Consider the following 24,203-nt stretch of genomic DNA (forward strand, 5'->3'; position numbering starts at 1 on the left):
GATATTCAGCACTACATTATTTATACCAACTGGCAGCCCCAATCATTCCCCCCTACCTTCATAACTCGCGTGAATATAAAAACCAATCACACAATAATCACTAATTATTGAATAATATCGGTAAGGTATTTATTCGAATGCACCTTTCTCCCACCTTTTGTATTGCTCATTGGGCCGATAGCGAGACAACTAATTCAGCGTCTGATTAACTCGTTGCAGCATCCAGGGCCAGAAAGGATTAGAGGACTGTCGCATAATCATATCCAGACTGACTATCATCAGTACCGCTCTCTCCCCACGTGGAGTAAGTGTTCCTAAACTAATACCGAACTCATTTGGCGACTCAGGTGAACGCCCATATAAGGAATCACCAGGGGGAAATGGCAACGCCACATGGGACAAAGAATAAACATCGGGTGGGTAGTTAATACCCAGCGGCTCGCGAATGACGATAGTCGTTTTTGCGGCCGTAGTTTCTGCCACTGCAGCATTACTTTGCGGTGACGCATTGGTCACCAGAGTTGTTGTATAGTTTCGTGGTGCGGGGGGTAACAAGTGCTCAGCTGCATGACGGATGCTGCTGCGCATAAGTGGTGCAAACTGTACTGACTGATTCACGTCAAACAACACCAGTTCACTGCCGTTATCAGGCAGCAGGTTGTACAATGCACGGATAACGGCTGGCGTACTCACCGTTGCATCAGCCACTGACTGGAAAGTCAAAATCGGTGGTAATTTCTCCAGCCGCTTGTTTTCCCAGTCGCGTTGTAACTGCGTTTGTAATGCGCTGGTTAACAGCCATGACTGGCGGGCGGCTCTTACCGGGAATGAATTGTACTTAAACGGATTAAATTCAGGGAGAATGCTGAGCCATGCCGACCTCGCAAATGCCGGAAGCAAAGCGGGTAGCCCCGCCAGCCCGGCATAACGTGCATAGCTGCTGACACCTATCATGGGTGAAATGAGAATCACGTGGTTGGGTACTGCCAATGACGGGTTTTCAAGCGCATCCAGTGTATATTTCATTGCCAGTGCGCCACCGTTCGAGAACCCCATTATCTGTAGCGGAGCCCCAGCCGGGATACGCTTCCTGGCCTCACGAACTGCCAGCCGGGTGGCAGCCATCCAGTCCTCCCATGTTACACGGGTCAATGCCGCGGGCACCGTACCATGTCCGGGCAGACGAATGGCAACCACAACATATCCTTTTTGCTGATAATCGATGGCGAAATGGCGCAAGCTATAAGGGGAATCAGTCAATCCATGCAGCAAAACCACAGCACCGCGAGGGATGCCTTTGGGCAACAATTCGTATGAGCGGTTCCAGTCGGTCACGAAATGTTCCGGGTACACCCGGCTGTTCTGTGAGTAGCGATTGAGTGTTTCCGGCACATCCACCACTTTATCAGTAACATTACGTTTCATATCCACAAATATTGCCTGTTCATTTTGCAGATAATCAGCCCAGTCACTTCGGTCCATCTGACTTTTGCTCAGTTCTGTCGGAACCCATTTGTGCCAAAGCTGTAATTCAGGGCCACGTTCAGTTATGGCAATACGCAATATCAGCAGTGCTACCAGCACCAGTACTCCCACAATCAATGCACGTTTTAACCATATTCGCGTACTTCTCAGCATGATAATATTGCTCTCCTGGTCATCAGCCAGAAATACAGGTCAATATGGCTAATACCGCTGACATGGCGCTGTTGTACTTGCCCGCGCCTTATGGCGACACACATTGTCGGTAATTCCCTTTTCTGCATCAGTATCGCTGTTCTAATGGTAATGATTATCTGAAACTCCAGTGGGCAGTTACAACAAAAACCGATGGAATTATGATTCCGGTTTCAAGACCAAAGTAAGATGTGAAATTATATTGAAACCCGTGAAATATGTATGGTGAAAAACCAATGCCTGTTGCCTTTTTGAAATCATGGTATGAACCATGGTCTCCGCAGTCTCTGAAAGCATGAAAAAAGAATTCACCGGTATAACCATAGATACCGTTAAATACCCATCCGTTATCAAAATCTTTCCAGACGCGTCTTACACCAATCGCCAGACATCGGTCATCAAAACTGTTTTTCATGGTGCCAATCAGCAAACTGTACTTCGAATCCGCAGAGAATTTACGTTCACCAGAAAAAAAATTATTCTCAAAATTTTCGGTATATTGCCCGTGGTTGCCAGTTAAGTGATAGACATAAGAACCTGTATTTACCGAATAAAGATTTATCTCGCCTGCATTACACCAGCCTGGAAATAGTGCCATTACTGACAACAAAAACCATGATGGCACATTATTAGCATAAGTATATTCAGCCATTGTGTACTTCATATATCCTCACGGAGAAGACGTTCATGACGCAAGGCAACTCGTATTATGTTTGGCAGTCTTTCTTACCCACTGTCACAGCACCACTATAAATACGGAGTGGTTACTCTACCCAGAGCAATCTTGCGCACATAAAGCAACGCTTGTTGCCAGCCACACAGAACAGACATGCCCCATATGTAACGCTTGCAAGTCTGCTGCGCGGCCTCAACGAACGAATCTAGGATGTACGCCACTTCCTGGTTAAAGGCTTCTCGACTTCCACAATCAGGAACATAACAAAACCGATAACAAAGGTGATCACCCAGTAGCGGAACGGCAGTGATGCTGTACCAAACAGCATCTGCATGAATGGCGCATAGATGATCAGCAGTTGCAACACCAACAGCACACCAGTGACAATCCAGATCCCCCGATTTGCCAACAGTCCTTTACTCAATGAGAAACCATCAGAAATTCGGCAGTTAAGCATATAGAACCACTGAGCGGTGACTAAAGTCTGCAGTAACACTGTGCGAATAAGTTCAGGAGAATAACCACGAGGTTGTAGCCAGGCCTCCAGAACAAAGGCGCTGACGGCAATCATTGAACCAACAAAGATAACCCGCCAAATAGCAAAACCATCCATCACATGCAATTTAGGGTCACGTGGCGGACGGCGCATGATATTCTTTTCCCCGGCTTCAAAAGCCAGCCCAAATGAAAGCGTGGCCGAAGTCGCCATGTTCATCCACAAAATCAGCACAGGCGTCAAAGGAATTAAGCTCCCTGCCAGTAATGCGATAATGATTAACAGCCCTTGAGCAAGGTTGGTTGGCATAATAAACAGGATGGTTTTTTTCAGGTTATCGTAAACCCGACGCCCTTCCCTTACAGCAGTAGCGATAGTGGCGAAATTATCATCGGTCAGCACCATGTCAGCAGCTTCTTTGGTTACTTCAGTGCCTTTAATTCCCATTGCGACACCAACATCAGCCTGCTTCAGTGCCGGTGCATCATTGACTCCATCACCAGTCATACCAACAACTTCGTTCTTACTTTGTAACGCCTGCACCAGGCGAAACTTATCCTCCGGGCTGGTTCGGGCGAAAATATCAAATTTCTGCGCGGCTTCACTGAGCTGAATATCGTCCATAATCTCAAGCTCTCGCCCGGTAATCGCGTTTTCCGCATTGCCTATCCCCAACATCTTGCCGATACTCATTGCGGTTTGCGGATGGTCGCCAGTGATCATTTTTACGCGGATCCCCGCCTGCAGGCAGTCGCTTATCGCAGTGATCGCTTCTGGCCTTGGTGGGTCCATCATCCCGGCTATCCCCAGCAAAATGACCCCTTGCTGCAAATCCTGATGGGTTAGTTCCGTTTGGCCTTCGCCCGCGGGTTTCCAGGCTGCAGCCACCATCCGCAGTCCTTCCCGTGCGTACTCTTCTATTTTTGCTTCCCAGTAAGATGTATTGAGTGGCTCCAGTCCATGATCGGTCTGCTGATGCTGACAAATACGAAATAGCACATCGGGCGCTCCGGTAATAAAAATCGTGTCTTCATCACCAATGCGGTACAGCGTTGACATATATTTATACTGAGAATCAAAGGGAATTTTACTGAGCAACTGAGTATTTATAGGCTGGAGAGGAACCTTCGCTGCCAGCACTTTTAGCGCACCCTCCGTCGGTCCGCCAGTTATTTTCCACAATCCGGTTTCGTCTTTAATAAGCTGGCTGTCGTTACACAAATCTATGGTACGCAGATAACGTTCCAGTAATGTGCCCGGTGCCACAGTAACGGGCTCAGGCTCATCAACAGGATGGATATTGCCTGTTGGCTCGTAGCTGTCCCCTTCCACCCGATAGATTTTATCGGCAGTAATAACCGCTTTGACCGTCATCTCATTCATGGTCAGAGTCCCGGTTTTATCCGAGCAGATAACTGTCATGGCACCCAGTGTCTCGACGGTAGGCAGTTTACGAATAATTGCCTTCTGCCGTGCCATTGTCTGTACACCTAGCGAGAGAATAATTGAGATGATAGCGGGTAAACCTTCGGGTACCGAAGCCACAGCCAGACTAATCAGTGACAACATTAGTTCCGAAACCGGCATATCGCGGAACGCCAGGCTGAAGACAAACAGTACGGCCATCATTGCCAGGATAATGATAAAAATAGCTTTGCCGAGCTTATCCATTTGCACCAGGAGCGGGGTACGGTGTTTTTCAATATCCGACATCATCTGGTTGATGTGCCCAAGTTCAGTATCACCACCAGTCGCAACCACCAGCCCTTTTCCGGCACCAGAACTCACTGTAGTACCGGAAAATAGCAAATTGGTACGGTCGCCGAGTGGCAATTCTCCGGTGAGGGCTTCAGTACTTTTCTCCACTACCGTTGATTCACCCGTCAGAATCGCCTCTTCCACGCGCAGATTATGTGCTTCTATAACCCGCAGGTCGGCAGGAATACGGTCTCCCGCACGGATTATCACTATATCGCCAGGAACCAGGCCTGTTGTTGGGATCGTTTCATGTTGCCCCTGGCGAATCACTACCGCTTCACTGGACAACATATTGCGAATACTCTGGAGTGATTTCTCTGCGTTACTCTCCTGTATATGGCCAATTAAGGCATTAACTACCGCTACGCCAAGAATCACCAGGGTATCCACCCAGTGCCCCATAACCGCAGTGAGTAACGCTGCTGCCAGCAGGACATAGATGAGTACATCATTAAAATGTGCCAGAAAACGCAACCATGCAGGCTTTCCCGCTTTTTGTGGCAACGCGTTCTCACCGTATTGTTGCAAACGTGCTTGTGCTTCGGTGCTGCTAATACCATCCGGAGTACTGTTGGTGCTTGTCAGGGTCTCGTCTACAGAAAGTTGATAGACCCGGTTATCCTTTTTCTCTGTGTTCATAGTTTCTCCTAACTCCTGTAACGGAAGTAAAAACAGGGACAGACTGCCCTTATGCTCTTAACGCACCACAAAAACCGGAACATGAGCATAACGAACGATACCTGCCGCCTCCGACCCCAAAAGGTGAGTTTGGATATTAGGGTTACGCGAACCAATAATTATTACACTGGCTTTCAGCTCATCTGCCAGTTTGATAACTTCATCTCGAATGTTTCCACTGCGGATGTGAATCTGAACATCACTCTCCCCCAGTGAACACTTTTTGATGAGCGTGGTCAGTTTTTCCTTAGAAGTATTAATAAGATATTCTTCCATTTTTTTTGCATCAGAAATAAAACCACGAGTGAGTGACGGGGAAAAATATGGATTCACATGTAACAAATGAATTGCCCCAGAGGAGCTTTTCGCAAGAAATTGAGCATGAGATAGCGCTTTATCTGAAAGACCCATTTCGAATACATCAACCGGGACGAGGATATTTTCGTACATAGCAATATTCCTTTTATATCTTGAAACTTAGTGGCAAAACAGCCCTTTCATTACCCATTAAATTAGTAGTGAAAATAGCCACAGCAATAGCAAAGAAGAGGAATTCTCGAGAAAACGCCATCCAACGAATGAATACCATTAAACGTAGCACACCACGATTAATATGATTAAACAACAAATTAATATACCAATAGATACCATAGATAATCAAAAAAACAGCATATAGTACTATTAAAATGCCAAAATATCAGAATTTAACGCAAATTAAACTATTTTTTACATTTGTTTTTTTATACAGCTATGCTCATTATCAGCATCATTCACATGTTTCAACACTGTTCGATTATTATTTGATAAAGATTAGTCTTAACGAAACATTTATGTATGCAGAAGGAGGAACAATGCCCGCTTATAGCTTGTTCAGACTGATGTTTCTTGTTGTCATTGCAATAATAACTTGCTCAGCCGTGGGGGTATTTACCTATGTAGTTGTTTCTGCTCTTGCAGAATAAAAATACCTTTCTGAATAATATACAAAAAACACTTTTAACGCCGAGGGGAATACAGTGAGTCGTTATTTTTATCTCATCACAGTTATTATTCTAATAACAACAGGTTGCGATCAAAAGACACCACAAATCACCTCTGGCCCAAAGATGGTCAAAGTCGTTGAGGTAATTGCTACGGATGATTCATTACAACGGGTTTTTCCTGCTCGTATTGAATCAGGGGATTCTACGGTTTTATCTTTTAAACGCAGCGGGCAAATTGAATCCCTTGATATCCGCCAGGGCGCACCTGTTACTCAGGGGCAACCCCTTGCCAGACTTAATTCACGGGAAGCACAACAGCGAGTTAACGAACGCCAGACCGCCGCCACACTCGCTCAACGGCAGTTCAACCGTTTTCAAACCCTGGCCGGTAGCCAGGCAATTTCAAAAGCGGAAATGGATATCCAACGGGCAAACCGTGACTCAGCCAACGCCGCACTGAAAATTGCACGCGAAGAGCTTTCCCAGATGACACTGACAGCTCCATTCAGCGGGATAGCCGCCAGCGTGCCGGTCCGTAACCATCAGGTAGTAACCGTAGGCCAACCAATCGTTACTCTGACACGCACTGATCTGCTCGATGTAGTGTTCAGCATTCCAGAGAATCTCTTTACCACTCTGGATATCCGCAATGCACAATACCGCCCGGTAGTAAGAATCAATTCTATGCCTGACAGGCAGTTCACCGCCGAGTACAAAGAGCACTCAGGGAGTAGCGACAGCAGCACACTCACCTGGCAAATCATTCTTACTATGCCAAGGCCACCTGACTTTCCATCGGTTGGAGGGGTAAGCGGTACAGTTACAGTCAACCTGGCAAATTTGCCAACCAGTAATGGGAAATCTGCAGTCGTGGTTCCGGTGGAGGCAGTATTTAACCCAGATAATCACCCACGCAATGAGCCTCACGTCTGGGTGGTTAAAGGCCATGGCGACCAACTCCATTTAGAAGACAGAAAAGTCAGCGTTGGGCAGGTTACCTCTCAGGGTGTAGTCATTACCGACGGATTGAGTGTTGGCGAACGGGTTGTAGCAGCAGGAGTCAATGAATTGCATGCACAGCAATCTGTTCGAATCTGGACACGTGAACGAGGTTTGTAATGGATATATCTCGCCAGTTTATCAACAATCCGATTCGCGTCTGGCTGACCATTTTATTGCTGAGCATAGGTGGAGTATTTGCTTTGCTGAACATTGGCCGCCTGGAAGACCCGGCATTTACTATAAAAACCGCGGTTATTGTTACCCATTATCCCGGTGCATCCGCACAACAGGTTGAAGAGGAAGTAACCCTGCCTTTGGAGAACGCGCTGCAACAACTGCCGTATCTCGATAATGTCAGTTCAATTTCTTCTAATGGCCTGTCACAAATCACCGTGAATATTGCTTCACACTATCACTCCAGCGAACTACCACAAATCTGGGACGAGCTGCGGCGGCGGGTTGGCGATGCGTCCCGACAGTTCCCTCCTGGCGTCGCTTCTCCTTTTGTGAATGATGATTTTGGCGACGTTTATGGCTTTTTCTTTGCCATTTCTGGAAACAATTTTACCAACCCAGAACTGGTTCGCTACGCTGAACAACTTCGCCGTGAACTGGTACTTGTTCCCGGTGTAGGCAAAGTTGCTATTGGTGGTGAGATCCCTCAGCAAGTCAACATTGATGTATCCCTGACTAAAATGGCTGCCCGTGGCATCACTCTAAACCAGTTGACGACTATCCTCAGTCGTCTGAACGTGGTGTCTAACGCTGGTGAGATTAAATCCGGTAGCGAGTCTATTCGCCTGCACCCACTTGGCGAGTTTGAGAATCTTAACGAACTCAGTGATCTGCTCATCAGCCCACATGGATCCGGGTCGGCTACACGGTTACGCGATATCGCTACGGTGTCACGTGGGCTCAGTGAATCTCCAACCAGTATTTACCATGCTAATGGCCGTCAGGCAGTCACAATGGGCGTTTCATTTATTCCGGGCGTTAACGTGATCGATGTTGGCCATGCGCTGGAAAATAAACTTAAGCAAATGTCGGCCGACAAACCCGCAGGGATTAAAATCGACCTTTTTTACGACCAGGCTGCAGAAGTTGCACACTCGGTAAACGGGTTTATTACTAACTTTTTTATGGCTCTGGCCATTGTCGTTGGCGTACTACTTATTTTCATGGGTATACGTAGCGGGGTCATTATTGCCGTGTCGCTGGCACTCAACGTGCTCGGCACACTACTTATCATGTACTTGTGCGGTATTGAGCTTCAGCGTATTTCACTGGGCGCGCTGATTATTGCACTCAGTATGCTGGTTGATAATGCCATTGTCATAGTCGAAGGGGTGTTGATTTCCCGCCAGCAGGGGTCAACTCTCTTTATGTCGATAAACTACGTGATCCGGCGTTCCGCTTTGCCACTACTCGGAGCGACGGTCATTGCAATTCTCGCCTTTGCACCAATAGGGCTATCTCAGGACTCTACAGGGGAGTACTGTAAATCACTGTTCCAGGTGTTATTAATTTCACTCATGCTTAGTTGGGCTTCCGCCCTGACCATCACACCGGTATTAATTAAATGGTGGTTATTTAAAGCACAGTCGCAACCTGCAGAGAGTTCCGCAGCCAACCCATACAATGGGCGATTTTATCGTTTGTATCAGCATATACTGTCTGCATTGCTGATGCGCAAGACTATTACTTTGACCGTCATGGCTGCACTTCTCGCCGCTGCTATCTGGGGGTTTGGTTCAGTTCGGCAAAACTTTTTCCCTTCTTCAAACACGCCCATTTTTTTTGTTGACCTGTGGCTTCCCTATGGTACCGATATAGCGACAACTGAGAAAATTACCAGTGATATTGAGACAGCAATTAACGGCCAGCCAGGTGTTGTGACCACCGTAGCGACTATTGGTCAGGGCAGTATGCGATTTATCCTCACCTACAGCGGGCAGCGGCAGTACAGCAACTATGCGCAAATCATGGTGCGGATGGAGAATCAACGCAATATTGCTGCTCTGATGCGCCATGTTGATACTTATGTTGCGCGTAACTATCCACAAGTTAATGCCAGCACTAAGCGTGTCATGTTTGGTCCATCCGGCGACAGTCCAATAGAGGTGAGGATAAAAGGTCCGGATCCAGACAGGCTGCGCCAGATAGCCAGCCAGGTGAGCACGATTCTTTCTGCTGACCCAGCAACGGACAGTGTGCGCAATGACTGGCAAAACCGCAGTAAAGTCCTTCGCCCGCAGTATTCTCCCACTTTGGGTCGTGAGCTTGGGGTGGATAAACAGGATATCGACAACGCGTTACAAATGAATTTCTCCGGAAGCCGTGTAGGTTTGTACCGCGAAGGAGCGGATTTGTTGCCAGTGATAGTCCGCCCGCCAGATGCAGAGCGCCAGGATGCTAATCACCTGAATAACGTGCTGGTCTGGAGCCAAAGTCAACAACAATATATTCCGCTCAGTAACGTTGTTAGTGGTTTTAAACTCGAATGGGAAGACCCGCTAATTCTCCGCCGTGACCGTAGCCGCGTGCTAACAGTACAGACCGGCCCCGATCCACTGACAGACCAAACGTCCGGGGATATACTTGCTCGGGTGAAACCGCAAATTGATGCGCTATCTCTTCCGCACGGCTACAGTATCGAATGGGGGGGAGATGCAGAGAACTCCAGCGAAGCACAACAAGGGCTGTTTACGACCCTACCATTGGGTTTTCTGGTTATGTTTGTTATCACCGTGCTGATGTTCAGTTCCATGAAAAACGCGATTGCCATTTGGCTGACAGTTCCATTGGCATTGATTGGTGTCACTCCAGGATTTTTGATAACCGGGATACCTTTTGGCTTTATGGCGTTAATCGGTTTACTCAGCCTGAGTGGTATGCTCATTCGTAACGGTATTGTGCTGGTTGAAGAGATTGAGCAACAGAAGCAGGAAAAACAGCAGCAGGAAGCGATTGTTTATGCTGCCACGTCCCGTCTGCGCCCTATCCTGCTAACCGCATTTACCACTGTACTCGGCCTGGCTCCGTTATTACTTGATGTCTTCTTCCAAAGTATGGCGGTTGTCATTATGTTTGGCCTTGGTTTTGCGACAGTCCTGACACTGCTGGTTCTGCCAGTCATTTATGCCTGTTTCCATAAAAAGGATATGAAGCCACAGCCATGAACAGTACCGGACTGAATATTATTAAAACACTGGGATGCATGACCGCAGTCACTTTCTTTACCATTTATAATACGGTAGATAACTATGACTACGGTTATCACTGGATACTCGGTTTCTTAACGTTTATTTCAACTATTGCGACACCGCTTTTTTTTGTCGTGGCAGGCTACCTGGACTCACAATCGCGCCATGATTCTCAATGGCAAATGAACAAAATCAAAAGCATAATAATTGTCTTTCTATTCTGGATGACGGTTTACTACCTCTGGGCGCCCTACCAACGCGGCTATCTTATCCAACCCTGGTTTGTGTTTGCATTTATCGTTATTTACACCCTCCATCCGGTTATTGAATGGCTCAGTCACAGACGCATGCTATTTGTTAGCGTGATTATTACACTACTGCTCTCGTATGGGTACGATCTGCTGTCAGCACTACGCCCTGATATTCATGCACTAAGCCTGCCACCACAGTACCGTCTATGGACATGGCTGCTATTTTATTTGACGGGGCAGATGTTTAGTGACCCGCTGGTGACCAAGTGGCTGACACATGAAAAAGTAGTCAAAGGCGCAATGTTCGCCATACCCTTTATTTATCTTTTCACCTGGTTTTATGAACGCTATTTCTTTTTTGCTCTGTTTAAAGCAGACAGAAATGCATTCATTCTTACTGGCTCACAGATTTATATTCTGGTAGTAGCTCTGGTTATTGCGGCTAACGGCGTTCAGTTTCGTAAGAACTGTGAGTTAAAAGAGACTATCCTCGCCACCATCAGCAAAACGATGACCGGCGTATATATTCTTCACTACTCTGTATTTCACCTGCTCACCACGTTGATACCGATTACGTCATTGGGAACCAAATTAATGCTGATCGTACTGACGTTTATCACCTCGGTGCTGATCTCTATGTTGATACTGTCAAATTCTGTGCTGAAGAAAGTGATCACAATTTAATTACATGGACGTTGCGTGGTTGAACCATTACCGTATTGCTATAACTCTGCCTGGTACGCCTGACCAGGCAGTAAACCATTTTTGTGAAAGCGCGTATGAACCAGAAATAGCACGGCGGGATAACCAGGAAACCTTTTCATCGCCCTGTTGACGACCAAACTGTATACACTTTTAATAACTCCACGCCAGCACGTGGAGTTATTTTGTTTGTAACTATGTGGCCCAAAATATGGCCCAAACGGCGGCTATAGACCGCAAAAAACACAACGTTTGCTCAGGGTAAATCAAAGATTACCTATTTCAGCAAGCGCACCTTAACGGATTTCCCTTTGATTTTACCTTGCTGCAATTGCTTCCAGGCGTGACGGGCAACCGACTGTTTCACCGCTACGTAAGCATGCATGGGGTGAATGGCAATTTTGCCGATATCAGCGCCATCCAGCCCAATATCACCGGTTAATGCACCCAGAATATCACCGGGGCGCATTTTAGCTTTTTTACCGCCATCAATAGCCAGGGTTGCCATTTCCGCTTCAAGTGGCAGAACCCTGCCAGTAGCAGGTGCCGGGCTCCAGTCCAGTTTCATGTGGAGCATTTCTTCCAGCACATTTGCGCGAGTGGCCTCTTCAGGCGCGCACAGACTCACCGCTACGCCACTTTCACCGGCACGCGCGGTTCGCCCAATACGGTGAACATGAACTTCCGGGTCCCAGGCCAATTCGAAATTCACGACCATTGCCAGCGCTTTAATATCAAGCCCACGAGCAGCAACGTCGGTTGCCACCAGCACACGGCTACTGCCATTGGCAAAACGTACCAGTGTCTGATCCCTGTCGCGCTGCTCCATGTCACCATGCAAAGCCAACACGCTCTGATTACTGGCAGTCAGCGCATCACAAACAGACTGGCAATCTTTTTTGGTATTACAAAACACCACACAAGAGGCTGGTTGTTCACGGCTCAATAACGCCTGTAACACAGCAATTTTTTGGTGCCGGGGAACTTCATAAAACTGCTGTTGTACCGCCGGTAACGCTTCTGCTGTGTCAATTTCAATCGCCAGTGGTTCATGCTGATAACGTTGGCTGATGGCCGTAATAGCCGCAGGCCAGGTGGCAGAAAACAACAGGGTTTGCCGCTGTGCGGGTGCAAATGCAACCACTTCATCAATGGCATCTGCAAACCCCATATCCAACATGCGGTCGGCTTCATCCAGTACCAGTGTGCGCAAACCTTCCAGGTTCACGGTTTGCTTGTTAAGGTGATCAAGCAACCGGCCAGGCGTCGCCACAATAATATGTGGCGCATGAGTCAGCGAATCACGTTGTGCGTTAAATGGCACACCCCCGCAGAGTGTCAGAACCTTAATATTCGGCATACCGCGAGCCAGTCGACGTAATTCACCCGCAACCTGGTCGGCTAATTCGCGCGTTGGGCATAGCACCAGAGCCTGGGTATTAAAGTGAGTTGAATCAATATGCTGTAACAGGCCAAGTCCAAATGCTGCTGTTTTACCACTCCCCGTTTTCGCCTGGGCGCGAACATCTTTTCCACCAAGAATGGCGGGTAATGCCGCAGCCTGAACTGGCGTCATAGCCAGGTAGCCGAGGGTTTCAAGTGTCGCGAGTTGTTCAGGAGACAGTGCGTTAAGTTCAGCAAATGAGGTCACAGTGATAATTCCGGATAAAAGCCAGTGGGCGGCAATAATACCATCCCTCGACTGAATTGCATGGCGAATTATTTACTCAGGCGCGAGTGAGCCTTTCAGGTACTTAACACAAACTTTTTAATGAATGGATGCTGTAACGAAATGCATCAAAGGTAAATTTTCCGGAAATTTCCTTTTTTACCCTGATAACTGCCTGTTCTCTTTTATAATCAATTAAGGTTTTTCATATGTTTGAACACAGTTGATGGCAATAACCAGGAGGAGACCGGTTGATGATGAAGTCCGTTCTGCGTCGCCCACGAACACTTTTTCTTGCCATCCAAGTTGCCCTTAGTGGCGCAATACTTGGTTTAAGCCCCGCCCCAGCACTGGCTGAAGAAGGGCTGAATAATTACCCACAAACACCCGATCAAACACTTGGGCCACTGTTTACTGAGGTCCAGCGTTCCAAACTGTTTGCGGATCAAAAAACCTTTACTGATGCAATTGCTAAAGGCGACCCGCTGATGATCCTTGCGGATTACCGCATGCAACAGCATCAGTCCGGGTTTGATTTACGCCACTTTGTTGCGCTTAACTTCGTTATGCCCCATGAGAGTGAAAAGTATGTTCCACCGAGCGGACAGTCGCTACGTGAACATATCGACAGCCTGTGGCCTGTACTGACGCGCAGCACCGATAATGTCGATGAACGGGATTCATTACTACCGCTTCCCAAACCTTATGTCGTGCCTGGTGGCCGGTTCCGGGAAGTTTATTACTGGGACAGTTATTTCACTATGCTGGGGCTCGCTGAAAGTGGCCACTGGGACAAAATCCGCGATATGGTAGAAAACTTCGCCTCTGAGATAGACAAGTGGGGGCATATTCCTAATGGCAACAGAACCTACTATCTCAGTCGTTCCCAACCGCCGTTCTTTCCATTGATGGTTTCATTACTGGCGAGCCATGATGGCGATGAAGCCCTGGTTAAGTGGTTGCCAGAAATGAAAAAAGAATATGCATACTGGATGGCAGGTAGCAATCAACTGGCACCAGGCGAAGCACACCGCCGCGTGGTCAAACTTGCTGATGGCGCGGTTCTTAACCGCTACTGGGATGACGAAGATACACCTCGCCCGGAATCCTGGCTGGATGACGTGACAACCGCGAAACATTACCCTTCGCGTCCTGCTACTGATATTTATCGGGATTTACGCGCCGGTGCGGAATCTGGCTGGGATTTCAGTTCCCGCTGGATGGATGATCCAGAACAGTTAGGCTCCATCCGTACAACCAGTATTGTTCCGGTTGACCTTAATGCCATGATGTACCAGATGGAGAAAATACTGTTCCGGGCCAGTAAAGCCGCTGGCGACAACACAGAGGCCAGCCGCTATGACAGTCTTGCTGAGAAACGCCAGCAAGCTATTGAATCACATATGTGGAATAACAAAGAAGGTTGGTATGCCGACTACGATTTGCAAACCCATAAAGTGCGTAATCAACTAACGGCAGCCGCACTTTTTCCATTGTATGTTAAAGCAGCTGCTACAGACCGTGCCCAAAAAATGGCTAAAGTCACTGAGGAAAAACTACTGAAATCTGGCGGCATTGCTACAACACTTGTGCGCAGTGGCCAGCAGTGGGACCTGCCAAACGGTTGGGCACCGTTGCAATGGGTAGCCGTCGAAGGGCTGAAAAACTATAACCAGCCCAGCCTTGCAATGGAAATAACCTGGCGTTTTCTGACTAATGTTCAACATACCTACAACCGTGAACACAAATTACTGGAGAAATATGATGTCACCACTACAGGGGTTGGCGGTGGAGGCGGTGAATATCCACTCCAGGATGGTTTTGGTTGGACCAATGGCGTCACGCTAAAAATGCTGGACTTGTTGTGCGGTAAAAAATCACCGTGCAATGATGTACCAGAGACTCGCTCCACTGTAGCGGGCTCTGATATGGGCGCTACACCTGCCAGCACAACTGTTGCCACTCCAGCAAACGTCGTAACGCCCCAACCAGATACGGTGAGTAACGTGGCAAACAGCAAGTAATTTTTCACCGCTACAGGCCCAGGCGGGCCTGTACTTTCTTCACTTATAGCTCCCATCTTCACACTCCAGCAGCCTTTACACTGGAAGTGGCAACTTTGCTTATTTCCATTAATACTGATGAATACTCACAGCTATGCGTAAGTTTGCCTTAAGTTTCTGGCAACCACGCCGATAACAAAAAAACATCTGTCAGGTGTAACTACAAGGAATTACCGGTGGGCAATTATAGTGAACAATTTTTAAAACAAGGGCAGCTTGCTGTTCTTGGTGTACTTAAGGATTTGGTTAAATCCCAGGCACCTGTGTGCGTGTCCTGGTCTAAGGGGCAATTTATTAGCCGTATGCTGTCCGTAGATACGGGTGGGCTGGTTATTGATTATGGTAGTCAGGACCGGGAAAACCAGGAAGTATTAAAAGCCACTTCTGTCACGGTTACCGCAGAAACACAAGGTGCCAAAGTCGAATTTACGCTTAATGGAATGGTTGATGAAACTTACCAGGAGCTGCCTGCGTTCACCAGCCCATTGCCCGATAGCCTTTGGTATGTACAACGCCGTGAATTCTTTCGTATTACGCCCCCCGCTCACCCACCTTATTTCTGCAATTTTTCACTACCAGGTGAAGATAAACTCTCCGGTGTGATTCAGGATATTTCCCTTGGGGGCATGGGCATTTTATTACGCCAAAATTTACCTGATACCGTTACAGCCGGCATGATGATCCCACAGGTCGAAATCGATATGCAGGAATGGGGGATTTTTAAGTTTGATACTCAACTGCTGTCGTTGTCAGAGCGAAAAATTATCGACAATAAAAATGAAACCGTGACAATGCCGCGTTTGAGCTTCCGCTTTCTGAATCTGGGGCCTGCTCAGGAACGAGATTTGCAAAAAGTGATATACGAGCTTGAGCGGGCAGCCCGGCAAAAGGCTGACCGCGTCAAATAAGTTACATGGCATCCAGCGCTTTATTTATTTTCCATAAATAACGCGGCGCTTGTGCTGCAGGGTGTTTTTTTACCACATGCTGAAAAAAAGCGTCGCGGTCAAGTTTGTTGATTTTCTCAATTGCCGTTGCTCTGTCAGAAGAAAACGAACGCAGTAGCGCTCCCGCGCCATTGGCATAGGAGACAGCCAGTGCATCCTGCATCACTTCCGGATCCTGGATGCCTGCCAATGGCCCTTTTTCAAGAATGCTGAGGTAAGCCGCCCCCACAGATATATTCCGCTCTGGGTTCTTCAACTCACTGTCGGTTGGTTGCCCTGCCCACCCCATACGCCGCCAGACATCTTTCCCGGCGGTAGAAGCTTTGATTTGCATAAGCCCAACGGCGTTAGAAGCACTGACTACATTTGGATTGCCACCGGATTCAACGGCAATAATTGCGGTAATCAACTCGGGGCTGACACCCCATGAACTCCCTGCCTGCTGGCTTATTGGCATCCACTGTTTTGCCCGTGCGACAGGCAATTCAGGATCCCAGGGTTGTTGTTTATATTCATGGCCAGAACAGCCAACTAATAGCACCACCAAAAACAGTAACCACCTGGACTTCACATACCGCATCCGTCTTCCCTTCATCCTGTTCATAATTGCACCAACTACGCTGGTAACGAACACCTGTTGATGACAACACAAGGTGTACGCGGCATCATACTCAAATACGTCGCCAAGTCAGCAAGGAATTAGCATGCCAGTTATTCATCTCATCGCCCCTTCAGGTTATTGTGTTAAGCAGGAAGCCGCACGCCGTGGCGTGGAAAGGCTGGTCAGTTCAGGGCATGAGGTACAAAACCAGGCAGTACTTCCACGCCGTTTCCAGCGTTTTGCGGGAGATGACAATGCCCGACTTTCCGATCTTTCTGAAATTGCCCAACTGAGCAATAGCACCGACATTGTGTTAGCTGTTCGGGGTGGATACGGCATGACCCGCCTGGTTGAATCCATCGATTTTGACGCCATTGCCCAACGCCTTGAACAAGCACCTCTGGCTATCTGTGGGCACAGCGATTTTACTGCTTTTCAAATGGCATTACTGGCCAAACACCCGCAGGCCATCACCTTTAGTGGCCCAATGCTTACGGGTAATTTTGGTGCTGAAGACCTCAATACGTTCACCTGGAACCATTTCTGGCAGGCCTTGCAAGAACCAGAGTTCACATTGCAGTGGGTAAGCGAAAGTACGCCTTTCGAAACTAGCGGCACTCTGTGGGGTGGCAACCTTTCCATGATAGCATCTATGGTTGGCTCATCCTGGTTACCCAATATTGACGGGGGAATTCTGGTTCTGGAAGATGTGAATGAACACCCTTTCCGGGTCGAACGCATGCTGATACAACTCCTGCGTGCTGGCATTCTCAATAAGCAACGTGCCATTATTCTCGGCAGTTTTAACGGAACTACACTTAATAGCTATGATGACGGCTACAATTTCGATGTTATGTGTGATTTCCTGCGCAGCAAACTGACCGTGCCGCTGGTTACCGGGCTGAATTTCGGCCATGAAGCCCGCACAGTAACACTGCCGCTGGGTGCGACGGCACGTTTATCACACCAGGGAGACATGGCGATGTTAACGATCTCAGGTCATCCAGTGTTACGCCGTTAAAAATAAACGCTATTTCACGGGTTTCATTGATGAAAACTGTGGTAGCGTTTAAGAAACGAACACTTCACTATAAGGAGATATGTGGTCTTGGACGCTGATGTCATTTTTAAGCTTTTTATACTGGGATCGTTGCTGGTTACCTGTAGCATTTTATTGAGCTCCTTCTCATCGCGTCTTGGCATTCCCATTCTGATTATTTTCCTCGCTATCGGGATGCTGGCTGGGGTAGATGGTATCGGTGGAATTCCTTTCGATAATTACCCCTTCGCATATCTCATCAGTAACCTTGCTCTTGCGATGATACTGCTTGATGGCGGAATGCGAACCCAGGCCAGTTCATTCAGGGTTGCGCTCTGGCCTTCCCTTTCTCTCGCCACTGTGGGGGTTCTGATAACCTCCGGCCTTACAGGTATTGCAGCCGCATGGCTGTTCAACCTCGATTTAATGCAAGGATTATTGATAGGCGCGATTGTTGGCTCGACCGATGCCGCCGCTGTCTTTTCCATGCTCGGGGGTAAAGGGTTGAATGAGCGCGTCAGTTCAACACTGGAAATCGAATCCGGCAGCAACGACCCAATGGCGGTGTTTTTAACCATAACCTTGATAGAGATGATTCAACGCCACCAGACCGGGCTTGACTTAATGTTTGTGGTACACATTATCCAGCAATTTGGTTTAGGTATTACCCTTGGGCTGGGCGGTGGCTGGGTATTACTCCAAACCATTAACCGTATCAGCCTGCCGCATGGGTTGTATCCGCTATTGGCACTCAGCGGTGGAATAATGATTTTCGCCATTACCACAGAACTTAATGGTAGCGGGATCCTCGCCGTTTATTTGTGTGGTTTCCTGCTGGGTAACCGGCCAATTCGCAGCCGCTTTGGTATCCTGCAAACTTTCGATGGCCTGGCCTGGCTGGCACAGATTGGCATGTTCCTGGTGTTGGGGTTACTCGTCACGCCATCTAATTTGTGGGCCATTGCCCTGCCTGCATTGTTATTGTCTTTATGGATGATTTTTTTCGCCCGCCCCCTGTCCGTGCTTATTGGGTTGCTACCTTTCCGTGGCTTCAACTTACGCGAGCGGGTTTTCATCAGTTGGGTTGGCTTGCGAGGTGCCGTGCCGATTATTTTGGCCGTATTCCCGATGATGGCAGGCCTGGACAACGCATCACTGTTCTTCAATGTGGCCTTTTTTGTGGTGCTGGTATCACTCTTTTTGCAGGGTAGTACCTTAGGGTTCGCGGCAAAGAAGGCCAAAGTTATCGTGCCACTGACTGGCTGGCCTATTTCACGCATCGGGCTGGATATTCACCCACGTAACCCTTGGGAGCAGTTTGTTTACCAACTCAGCGCCGAAAAATGGTGCATCGGTGCGGCATTGCGAGACCTGCAAATGCCACCAGAAACCCGGATTGCCGCGCTGTTTCGCGATAATACGCTGCTTCATCCTTCCGGCAGTACCCGCCTTGAAGAAGGCGATATCTTGTGCGTTATTGGACGCGAGCGCGATTTGCCTGCCCTGGGGAAATTATTCAGCCGCACACCACCTGAATCTGTCTCGCTGGATCAGCGCTTCTTTGGTGACTTTGTTCTGGATGCCAGTGCTCGCCTGGGCGATGTTGCGGTTATTTATGATTTGGACCTGTCAGGGGATACAAATCACGAGCAAAGCGTGGGAGAAATGTTTGTTCATATTTTGGGTGCAGAACCCGTTGTGGGCGATCAGATTGAATATGCAGGCATGATCTGGACCATAGCAGAGAAAGAAAATAACCGTATCAGTAAGCTCGGCTTGCGTTTTGCCGACGAAGAGTCGCAGTAAGCTTGTTTGCAAGATAACAATGCCCCTGGATATGAACGTTACATACCAGGGGCGAGTGATGAACCGGGTTTACGTTACAGTGTCACAACTGGTACACGCGGTGCCAACGCGCACATCAGCTCATAGCCAATAGTTCCTGCTGCACGGGCAACATCATCTACCAATACATTGCGCCCCCACAGTTCAACAGGCGAGCCAATATCAGCATGTGGGCAAGGCGTTAAATCAACTGCCAGCATATCCATGCTCACGGCCCCTGCTAATGTTGTCATAACACCATCGACCCAAATGGGTGTAGCGTCTGTCGCCGTTCTTGGGTAACCATCGGCATATCCTGCAGCAACAATACCTATACGCTGTTTTTTTGTAGCGCGATAACGGCTGCCGTACCCTACGGTGTCGCCAGCATTAAGGTGCTGGATAGCAATGATTCGGCTGTTCACCGTCATTGCAGGTTGGAGCCCAAAGGGGGCAATATCCTGAGGGTGGCTCGATGGTGATGCACCATACAAAACAATGCCAGGCCTGACCCAATCATAATGGGCTTCAGGGCACCACAGTACGGCTGCTGAGTTTGCCAGTGAACGGGGTATATCCAAACCTTCCGCCGCCTGGTTGATACATACCATTGCGTCGTCAATGCCACCCGGCTGGTCGGCCCTTGCAAAGTGCGCCATCAGGGTAATTTCACCCACCTGCGTTAGTGAAACTAATTGCTGCCAGACGGAATTCACCTGTTCAGGACGAAAACCCAGTCGGTTCATACCACTATTTGTTTTCAGGTAGACATTGACCGGTTTTTTACCCGAACTGGCTGCCAGCATTGCCAGTTGCCAGTCACTGTGAACACTGGTAGTCAACCCGTACTCATGGCACAAGGCCAGTTCCTGAGCATCAAAAAAGCCCTCAAGGAGCAGGATTGGCCCTCTCCAGCCCGCTTGTCTTAACCACAATGCATCTTCAATATTCAGCAAAGCAAATCCGTCAGTCCCGCTAGCCAGTGCCGGCCAGATACGCTTCAGCCCATGCCCGTAGGCATCGGCTTTCACAACACTCCAGATTTTCGTATGGGCTGCCTGCTGACGCACCTGGCACAAATTATGGCTGATGGCCTGTAAATCAATAGTGGCACTAATTGGGCGGGTCATACACCCTCCCCGTGGTGCACACCAGGATTGACAGATGAACGAGCCGGACGTGCTGAGAATCCTGGCTGATAACGTATCACCCCAAGATCAGCGGATTCGATGTCCGGTTGGCGGCCGGAAACCAGGTCAGTAATTAGCTTCCCTGACCCACATGCCATTGTCCATCCGAGAGTGCCATGCCCGGTATTAAGCCACAAATTACGCAACCTCGTAGGCCCAATAACGGGCGTGCCGTCCGGTGTCATTGGGCGCAAACCCGTCCAGAATGTTGCCTGCTCAACATGGCCACCCTGTGGGTACAGATCCCGGACAACCATTTCCAGGGTTTTGCGCCGGCGTTCCGGTAAGTCCATGTTGAACCCAACAATCTCAGCCATACCGCCAACCCGAATCCGTTCATCGAAACGCGTTATGGCAATTTTATAGGTTTCATCCAACACCGTTGAAACCGGTGCGCCAGACTCGTTGGCAACTGGGATAGTCAGTGAATATCCTTTCAGTGGATAAACAGGAATGGAAACAATGTCATTAAGCATTGATGTCGACCAGGCACCAAGAGCAAGTACCCAGGCATCGGCTTGCAAAATTTCCTCGCCACAACGCACACCAGCAAGCCTGTCACCTTCAACCAGTAACTGGTCAATAGCCGTATTGAACCTGAAATTAACCCCTGCATTCACAGCCATTTTGGCAAGGTTTTTCGTAAAGAGCTGGCAGTCACCTGTTTCATCATTCGGTAACCGCAGACCACCTGTGAGTTTATATGCAACATTAGCCAGTGCTGGTTCTATTGTTGCCAACTCTGCAGACTCCAGTAACTGATACGGTACCCCCGCTTCCCGAAGTACAGCGATATCTTTCTCTGCACTGGCAAACTGTGCCGCTGTTCTAAATAGCTGCAGTGTTCCTCCCTGACGCCCTTCATACTCAATCCCGGTGTCCTCACGCAATCCACGCAAACAATCACGGCTATATTCAGCAAGACGTACCATCCGCGCTTTATTCTGTGCATAGTGTGCCGCATCACAGTTGCGTAGCATCTGCCACATCCACTTTAACTGTGCTGCGGAACCATCCAGGTGAATAGCAAGCGGTGCATGGCGCTGAAACATCCATTTAACCGCTTTCAACGGGATCCCCGGAGCCGCCCAAGGCGCAGCATAACCTGGTGAAACCTGCCCGGCATTCCCGGCACTGGTTTCTTCTGCTGCATCAGGCTGACGGTCAACGACTGTGACATCGTGGCCTGCCTGGCGTAAATACCAGGCGCTTGCAACACCAACCACTCCACTTCCAAGCACCACCACTCGCATATCCAACCTCAATAGTCGATAAAGAATAATCATCTGGTCACAAATTGATAACCCAGATGAAAATGTTATTCAACATATGACTTTTTTATGGTGAGCACTCTCACAACATCAGGATGCAGCTATATGTAGCGCTTAATGCCAAAAAGTTATCGGCGCTATTTTTTTACAGAGGAAAATGCTGCATCCGCAGTTTTAACCGAAAAAAATTGCGTATATCTGATGATGAAAAATATACGTCAGCACTCCCTAAGTTGCTGGTGTGTTCTATGCTTAAGAAGACGGTTCCCTTTATTACCGGAACTGAAACTTGAGGGGCGCGCTTATGGTCACACTGACAGCATCCGAGACACGGAAAGAAAAACGTCTGAGTGATGGGCCAGACTGGACGTTTGAGTTACTGGATAGCTATTTGCAAGAAATTGACAGAGTTGCAAAGCATTACCGGCTTAGCACCTATCCACACCAAATTGAGATTATTACTTCAGAACAAATGATGGATGCCTATTCCAGTGTTGGTATGCCTATCAATTACCCTCATTGGTCATTTGGTAAAAAATTCATTGAAACAGAGCGTATGTACAAGCATGGGCAGCAAGGGCTCGCCTATGAAATTGTGATTAACTCCAATCCCTGTATTGCTTACCTGATGGAAGAAAATACCATGACCATGCAGGCGTTGGTTATGGCGCATGCCTGTTATGGGCATAACTCTTTCTTTAAAAATAACTATCTGTTCCGTAGCTGGACAGATGCCAGTTCTATTATCGACTACCTTATCTTTGCCCGGAAATACATTACCGAGTGTGAAGAACGCCACGGGGTGGAAGAAGTAGAGAAGCTGCTCGACTCCTGCCATGCACTGATGAACTATGGTGTGGATCGCTACAAACGCCCACAGAAAATTTCGTTGCAGGAAGAGAAAGCCCGCCAGAAAAGCCGGGAAGAATACCTGCAAAGCCAGGTCAACATGCTATGGCGAACACTGCCACGTAAAGAGGATGAAGAAAAACTGGCTGATACTCAACGCCGGTTCCCAGCCGAACCACAAGAAAACTTACTGTATTTTATGGAAAAAAACGCGCCATTGTTAGAGCCATGGCAGCGTGAAATTTTACGCATTGTTCGTAAAGTCAGTCAGTATTTCTACCCGCAAAAACAAACCCAGGTTATGAATGAAGGCTGGGCAACATTCTGGCACTACAGTATTTTGAATCATTTGTATGATGAGGGAAAACTCACCGACCGCTTTATGCTTGAGTTTTTGCACAGCCATACTAACGTTGTGTACCAGCCTCCCTATAACAGCCCTTGGTATAATGGCATCAACCCTTATGCTCTGGGTTTTGCTATGTTCCAGGATATTAAGCGTATTTGCCAAACGCCGACGGAGGAGGATAAGTATTGGTTCCCGGATATTGCAGGGAAAGACTGGCTGGATACACTTCATTTCGCCATGCGTGATTTTAAAGATGAAAGCTTTATCAGCCAGTTTATGTCGCCCAAGCTTATGCGCGATTTTCGCTTCTTTGCCGTGTTGGATGATGACAGAAATAATTTTCTTGAGATCTCTGCCATTCATAATGAAGAAGGCTACCGCGACATACGTAACCGTTTATCAGCCCAGTACAACCTGAGTAACCTTGAACCTAATATTCAGGTCTGGAATGTTGACTTGCGTGGCGACCGTTCACTGACATTGCGCTATATACCGCAAAGCCGGGCTCCACTCGATAAAAGCCGCAGAGAGGTAATGAAGCATGTTCACCGCTTATGGGGTTTTGATGTGAACCTGGAGCAGCAAAATGAAGATGGTAGCGTAGAATTGTTGGAGCGCTGCCCACAACGTAACACGTAATATGTGTTGTGAGTGAAATGGCAGAATAGAAAGCGAAACGCCAGCATTAGCTGGCGTAAGATTGATGAAAAAGAAGGGAAAATCGTGGTTTTCCCTTCTTTTTAGTTAGCAGCCGAAAATCAATCAATTGATTTTCCAGGTTTTTTATTAGGTGACATCTTCTCGTTCTGTACGAACATGATGTTTGTCATAAGACTCACGCCAGCATTAGCTGGCATTTTTATATTTACATCCTGCGCTTTAAACCAGGCTCTTTTACGCAACGGCCACGAGTCATAACTGGGCTAACATCTTGAGTTGCATGGTTATACAAACACCTGCCACCAACTACTCATC

The 24,203-nt window shown here is 48.1% G+C and carries 16 protein-coding genes; 8 read left to right on the forward strand and 8 right to left on the reverse strand.

The features are described 5' to 3' along the window. Positions 1 to 189 precede the first annotated feature (189 nt). From LC084_RS07625 to LC084_RS07640, 4 genes are all read right to left on the reverse strand, one after another. On the reverse strand, positions 190 to 1,638 hold the full coding sequence (locus LC084_RS07625) for an alpha/beta hydrolase (protein ID WP_264193415.1): 1,449 nt from the start codon (positions 1,636 to 1,638) through the stop codon (positions 190 to 192). A 154-nt stretch (positions 1,639 to 1,792) separates the two neighbouring features. Beyond that, entirely contained in the window at positions 1,793 to 2,275 is a 483-nt protein-coding gene (locus LC084_RS07630; RefSeq protein ID WP_226571168.1) for a hypothetical protein, read from the reverse strand. A gap of 283 nt (positions 2,276 to 2,558) precedes the next feature. Beyond that, positions 2,559 to 5,246 (reverse strand): cation-transporting P-type ATPase, encoded by a 2,688-nt coding sequence (locus LC084_RS07635; RefSeq protein ID WP_226570581.1) that lies wholly within the window; start codon positions 5,244 to 5,246, stop codon positions 2,559 to 2,561. A 57-nt stretch (positions 5,247 to 5,303) separates the two neighbouring features. After that, the gene (locus tag LC084_RS07640; RefSeq protein ID WP_226570582.1) at positions 5,304 to 5,735 is read right to left on the reverse strand and encodes a universal stress protein; all 432 of its coding nucleotides are present in this window, start codon (positions 5,733 to 5,735) and stop codon (positions 5,304 to 5,306) included. Positions 5,736 to 6,301: 566 nt separating this feature from the next. On the opposite strand from LC084_RS07640, the gene LC084_RS07645 reads away from it, so the two are divergent. Genes LC084_RS07645 through LC084_RS07655 form a run of 3 tightly spaced genes read left to right on the forward strand, consistent with a single transcriptional unit; the run spans position 6,302 to position 11,408 of the window. After that, positions 6,302 to 7,387, forward strand: a complete 1,086-nt coding sequence (locus LC084_RS07645; protein WP_226570583.1) for an efflux RND transporter periplasmic adaptor subunit — start codon at positions 6,302 to 6,304, stop codon at positions 7,385 to 7,387. Continuing rightward, positions 7,387 to 10,449 carry an efflux RND transporter permease subunit gene (locus LC084_RS07650; protein ID WP_226570584.1) on the forward strand — a complete coding sequence of 1,021 codons (3,063 nt, stop codon included), beginning with the start codon at positions 7,387 to 7,389 and terminating at the stop codon, positions 10,447 to 10,449. Before LC084_RS07645 ends, LC084_RS07650 begins: the two co-directional genes overlap by 1 nt. Next, positions 10,446 to 11,408, forward strand: coding sequence for an acyltransferase (locus LC084_RS07655; RefSeq protein WP_226570585.1), 963 nt, complete (start codon positions 10,446 to 10,448; stop codon positions 11,406 to 11,408). The genes LC084_RS07650 and LC084_RS07655 overlap by 4 nt, the downstream gene beginning before the upstream one ends. Positions 11,409 to 11,703: 295 nt before the next feature. Here the strand turns inward: LC084_RS07655 and dbpA are convergent, their stop codons facing one another. Next, the gene (gene dbpA, locus LC084_RS07660) at positions 11,704 to 13,077 is read right to left on the reverse strand and encodes an ATP-dependent RNA helicase DbpA (protein ID WP_226570586.1); all 1,374 of its coding nucleotides are present in this window, start codon (positions 13,075 to 13,077) and stop codon (positions 11,704 to 11,706) included. A gap of 272 nt (positions 13,078 to 13,349) precedes the next feature. Here dbpA and treA point away from each other — a divergent pair, with 272 nt between their 5' ends. Then, entirely contained in the window at positions 13,350 to 15,119 is a 1,770-nt protein-coding gene (treA, locus tag LC084_RS07665) for an alpha,alpha-trehalase TreA (RefSeq protein WP_226570587.1), read from the forward strand. A gap of 215 nt (positions 15,120 to 15,334) precedes the next feature. Further along, positions 15,335 to 16,066 carry a flagellar brake protein gene (locus tag LC084_RS07670; RefSeq protein ID WP_226570588.1) on the forward strand — a complete coding sequence of 244 codons (732 nt, stop codon included), beginning with the start codon at positions 15,335 to 15,337 and terminating at the stop codon, positions 16,064 to 16,066. Between the two features lies 1 nt (position 16,067). On the opposite strand, the gene emtA is transcribed toward LC084_RS07670, so the two are convergent. Then, positions 16,068 to 16,676 carry a membrane-bound lytic murein transglycosylase EmtA gene (gene emtA / locus LC084_RS07675; RefSeq protein WP_226571169.1) on the reverse strand — a complete coding sequence of 203 codons (609 nt, stop codon included), beginning with the start codon at positions 16,674 to 16,676 and terminating at the stop codon, positions 16,068 to 16,070. 133 nt (positions 16,677 to 16,809) lie between these two features. Between emtA and ldcA the strand changes: the two genes are divergently transcribed. Beyond that, positions 16,810 to 17,727: a muramoyltetrapeptide carboxypeptidase gene (ldcA, locus tag LC084_RS07680; protein ID WP_226570589.1), complete on the forward strand. Its 918-nt coding sequence runs from the start codon at positions 16,810 to 16,812 to the stop codon at positions 17,725 to 17,727. 87 nt (positions 17,728 to 17,814) lie between these two features. Further along, a complete protein-coding gene (locus LC084_RS07685; protein WP_226571170.1) occupies positions 17,815 to 19,551 on the forward strand; it encodes a potassium/proton antiporter in 1,737 nt (578 codons plus the stop codon). A 74-nt stretch (positions 19,552 to 19,625) separates the two neighbouring features. Here the strand turns inward: LC084_RS07685 and dadX are convergent, their stop codons facing one another. Both dadX and LC084_RS07695 read right to left on the reverse strand, forming a co-directional pair. Further along, a complete protein-coding gene (gene dadX, locus LC084_RS07690; RefSeq protein ID WP_226570590.1) occupies positions 19,626 to 20,699 on the reverse strand; it encodes a catabolic alanine racemase DadX in 1,074 nt (357 codons plus the stop codon). Continuing rightward, positions 20,696 to 22,012, reverse strand: coding sequence for a D-amino acid dehydrogenase (locus LC084_RS07695; protein ID WP_226570591.1), 1,317 nt, complete (start codon positions 22,010 to 22,012; stop codon positions 20,696 to 20,698). The genes dadX and LC084_RS07695 overlap by 4 nt, the downstream gene beginning before the upstream one ends. Before the next feature lie 322 nt (positions 22,013 to 22,334). Here LC084_RS07695 and LC084_RS07700 point away from each other — a divergent pair, with 322 nt between their 5' ends. After that, entirely contained in the window at positions 22,335 to 23,867 is a 1,533-nt protein-coding gene (locus tag LC084_RS07700) for a SpoVR family protein (RefSeq protein WP_226570592.1), read from the forward strand. Positions 23,868 to 24,203: the final 336 nt, after the last annotated feature.

Origin of the sequence: Mangrovibacter yixingensis (assembly GCF_020523985.1) — a bacterium.
Classification (GTDB): Bacteria; Pseudomonadota; Gammaproteobacteria; order Enterobacterales; family Enterobacteriaceae; genus Mangrovibacter; species Mangrovibacter yixingensis.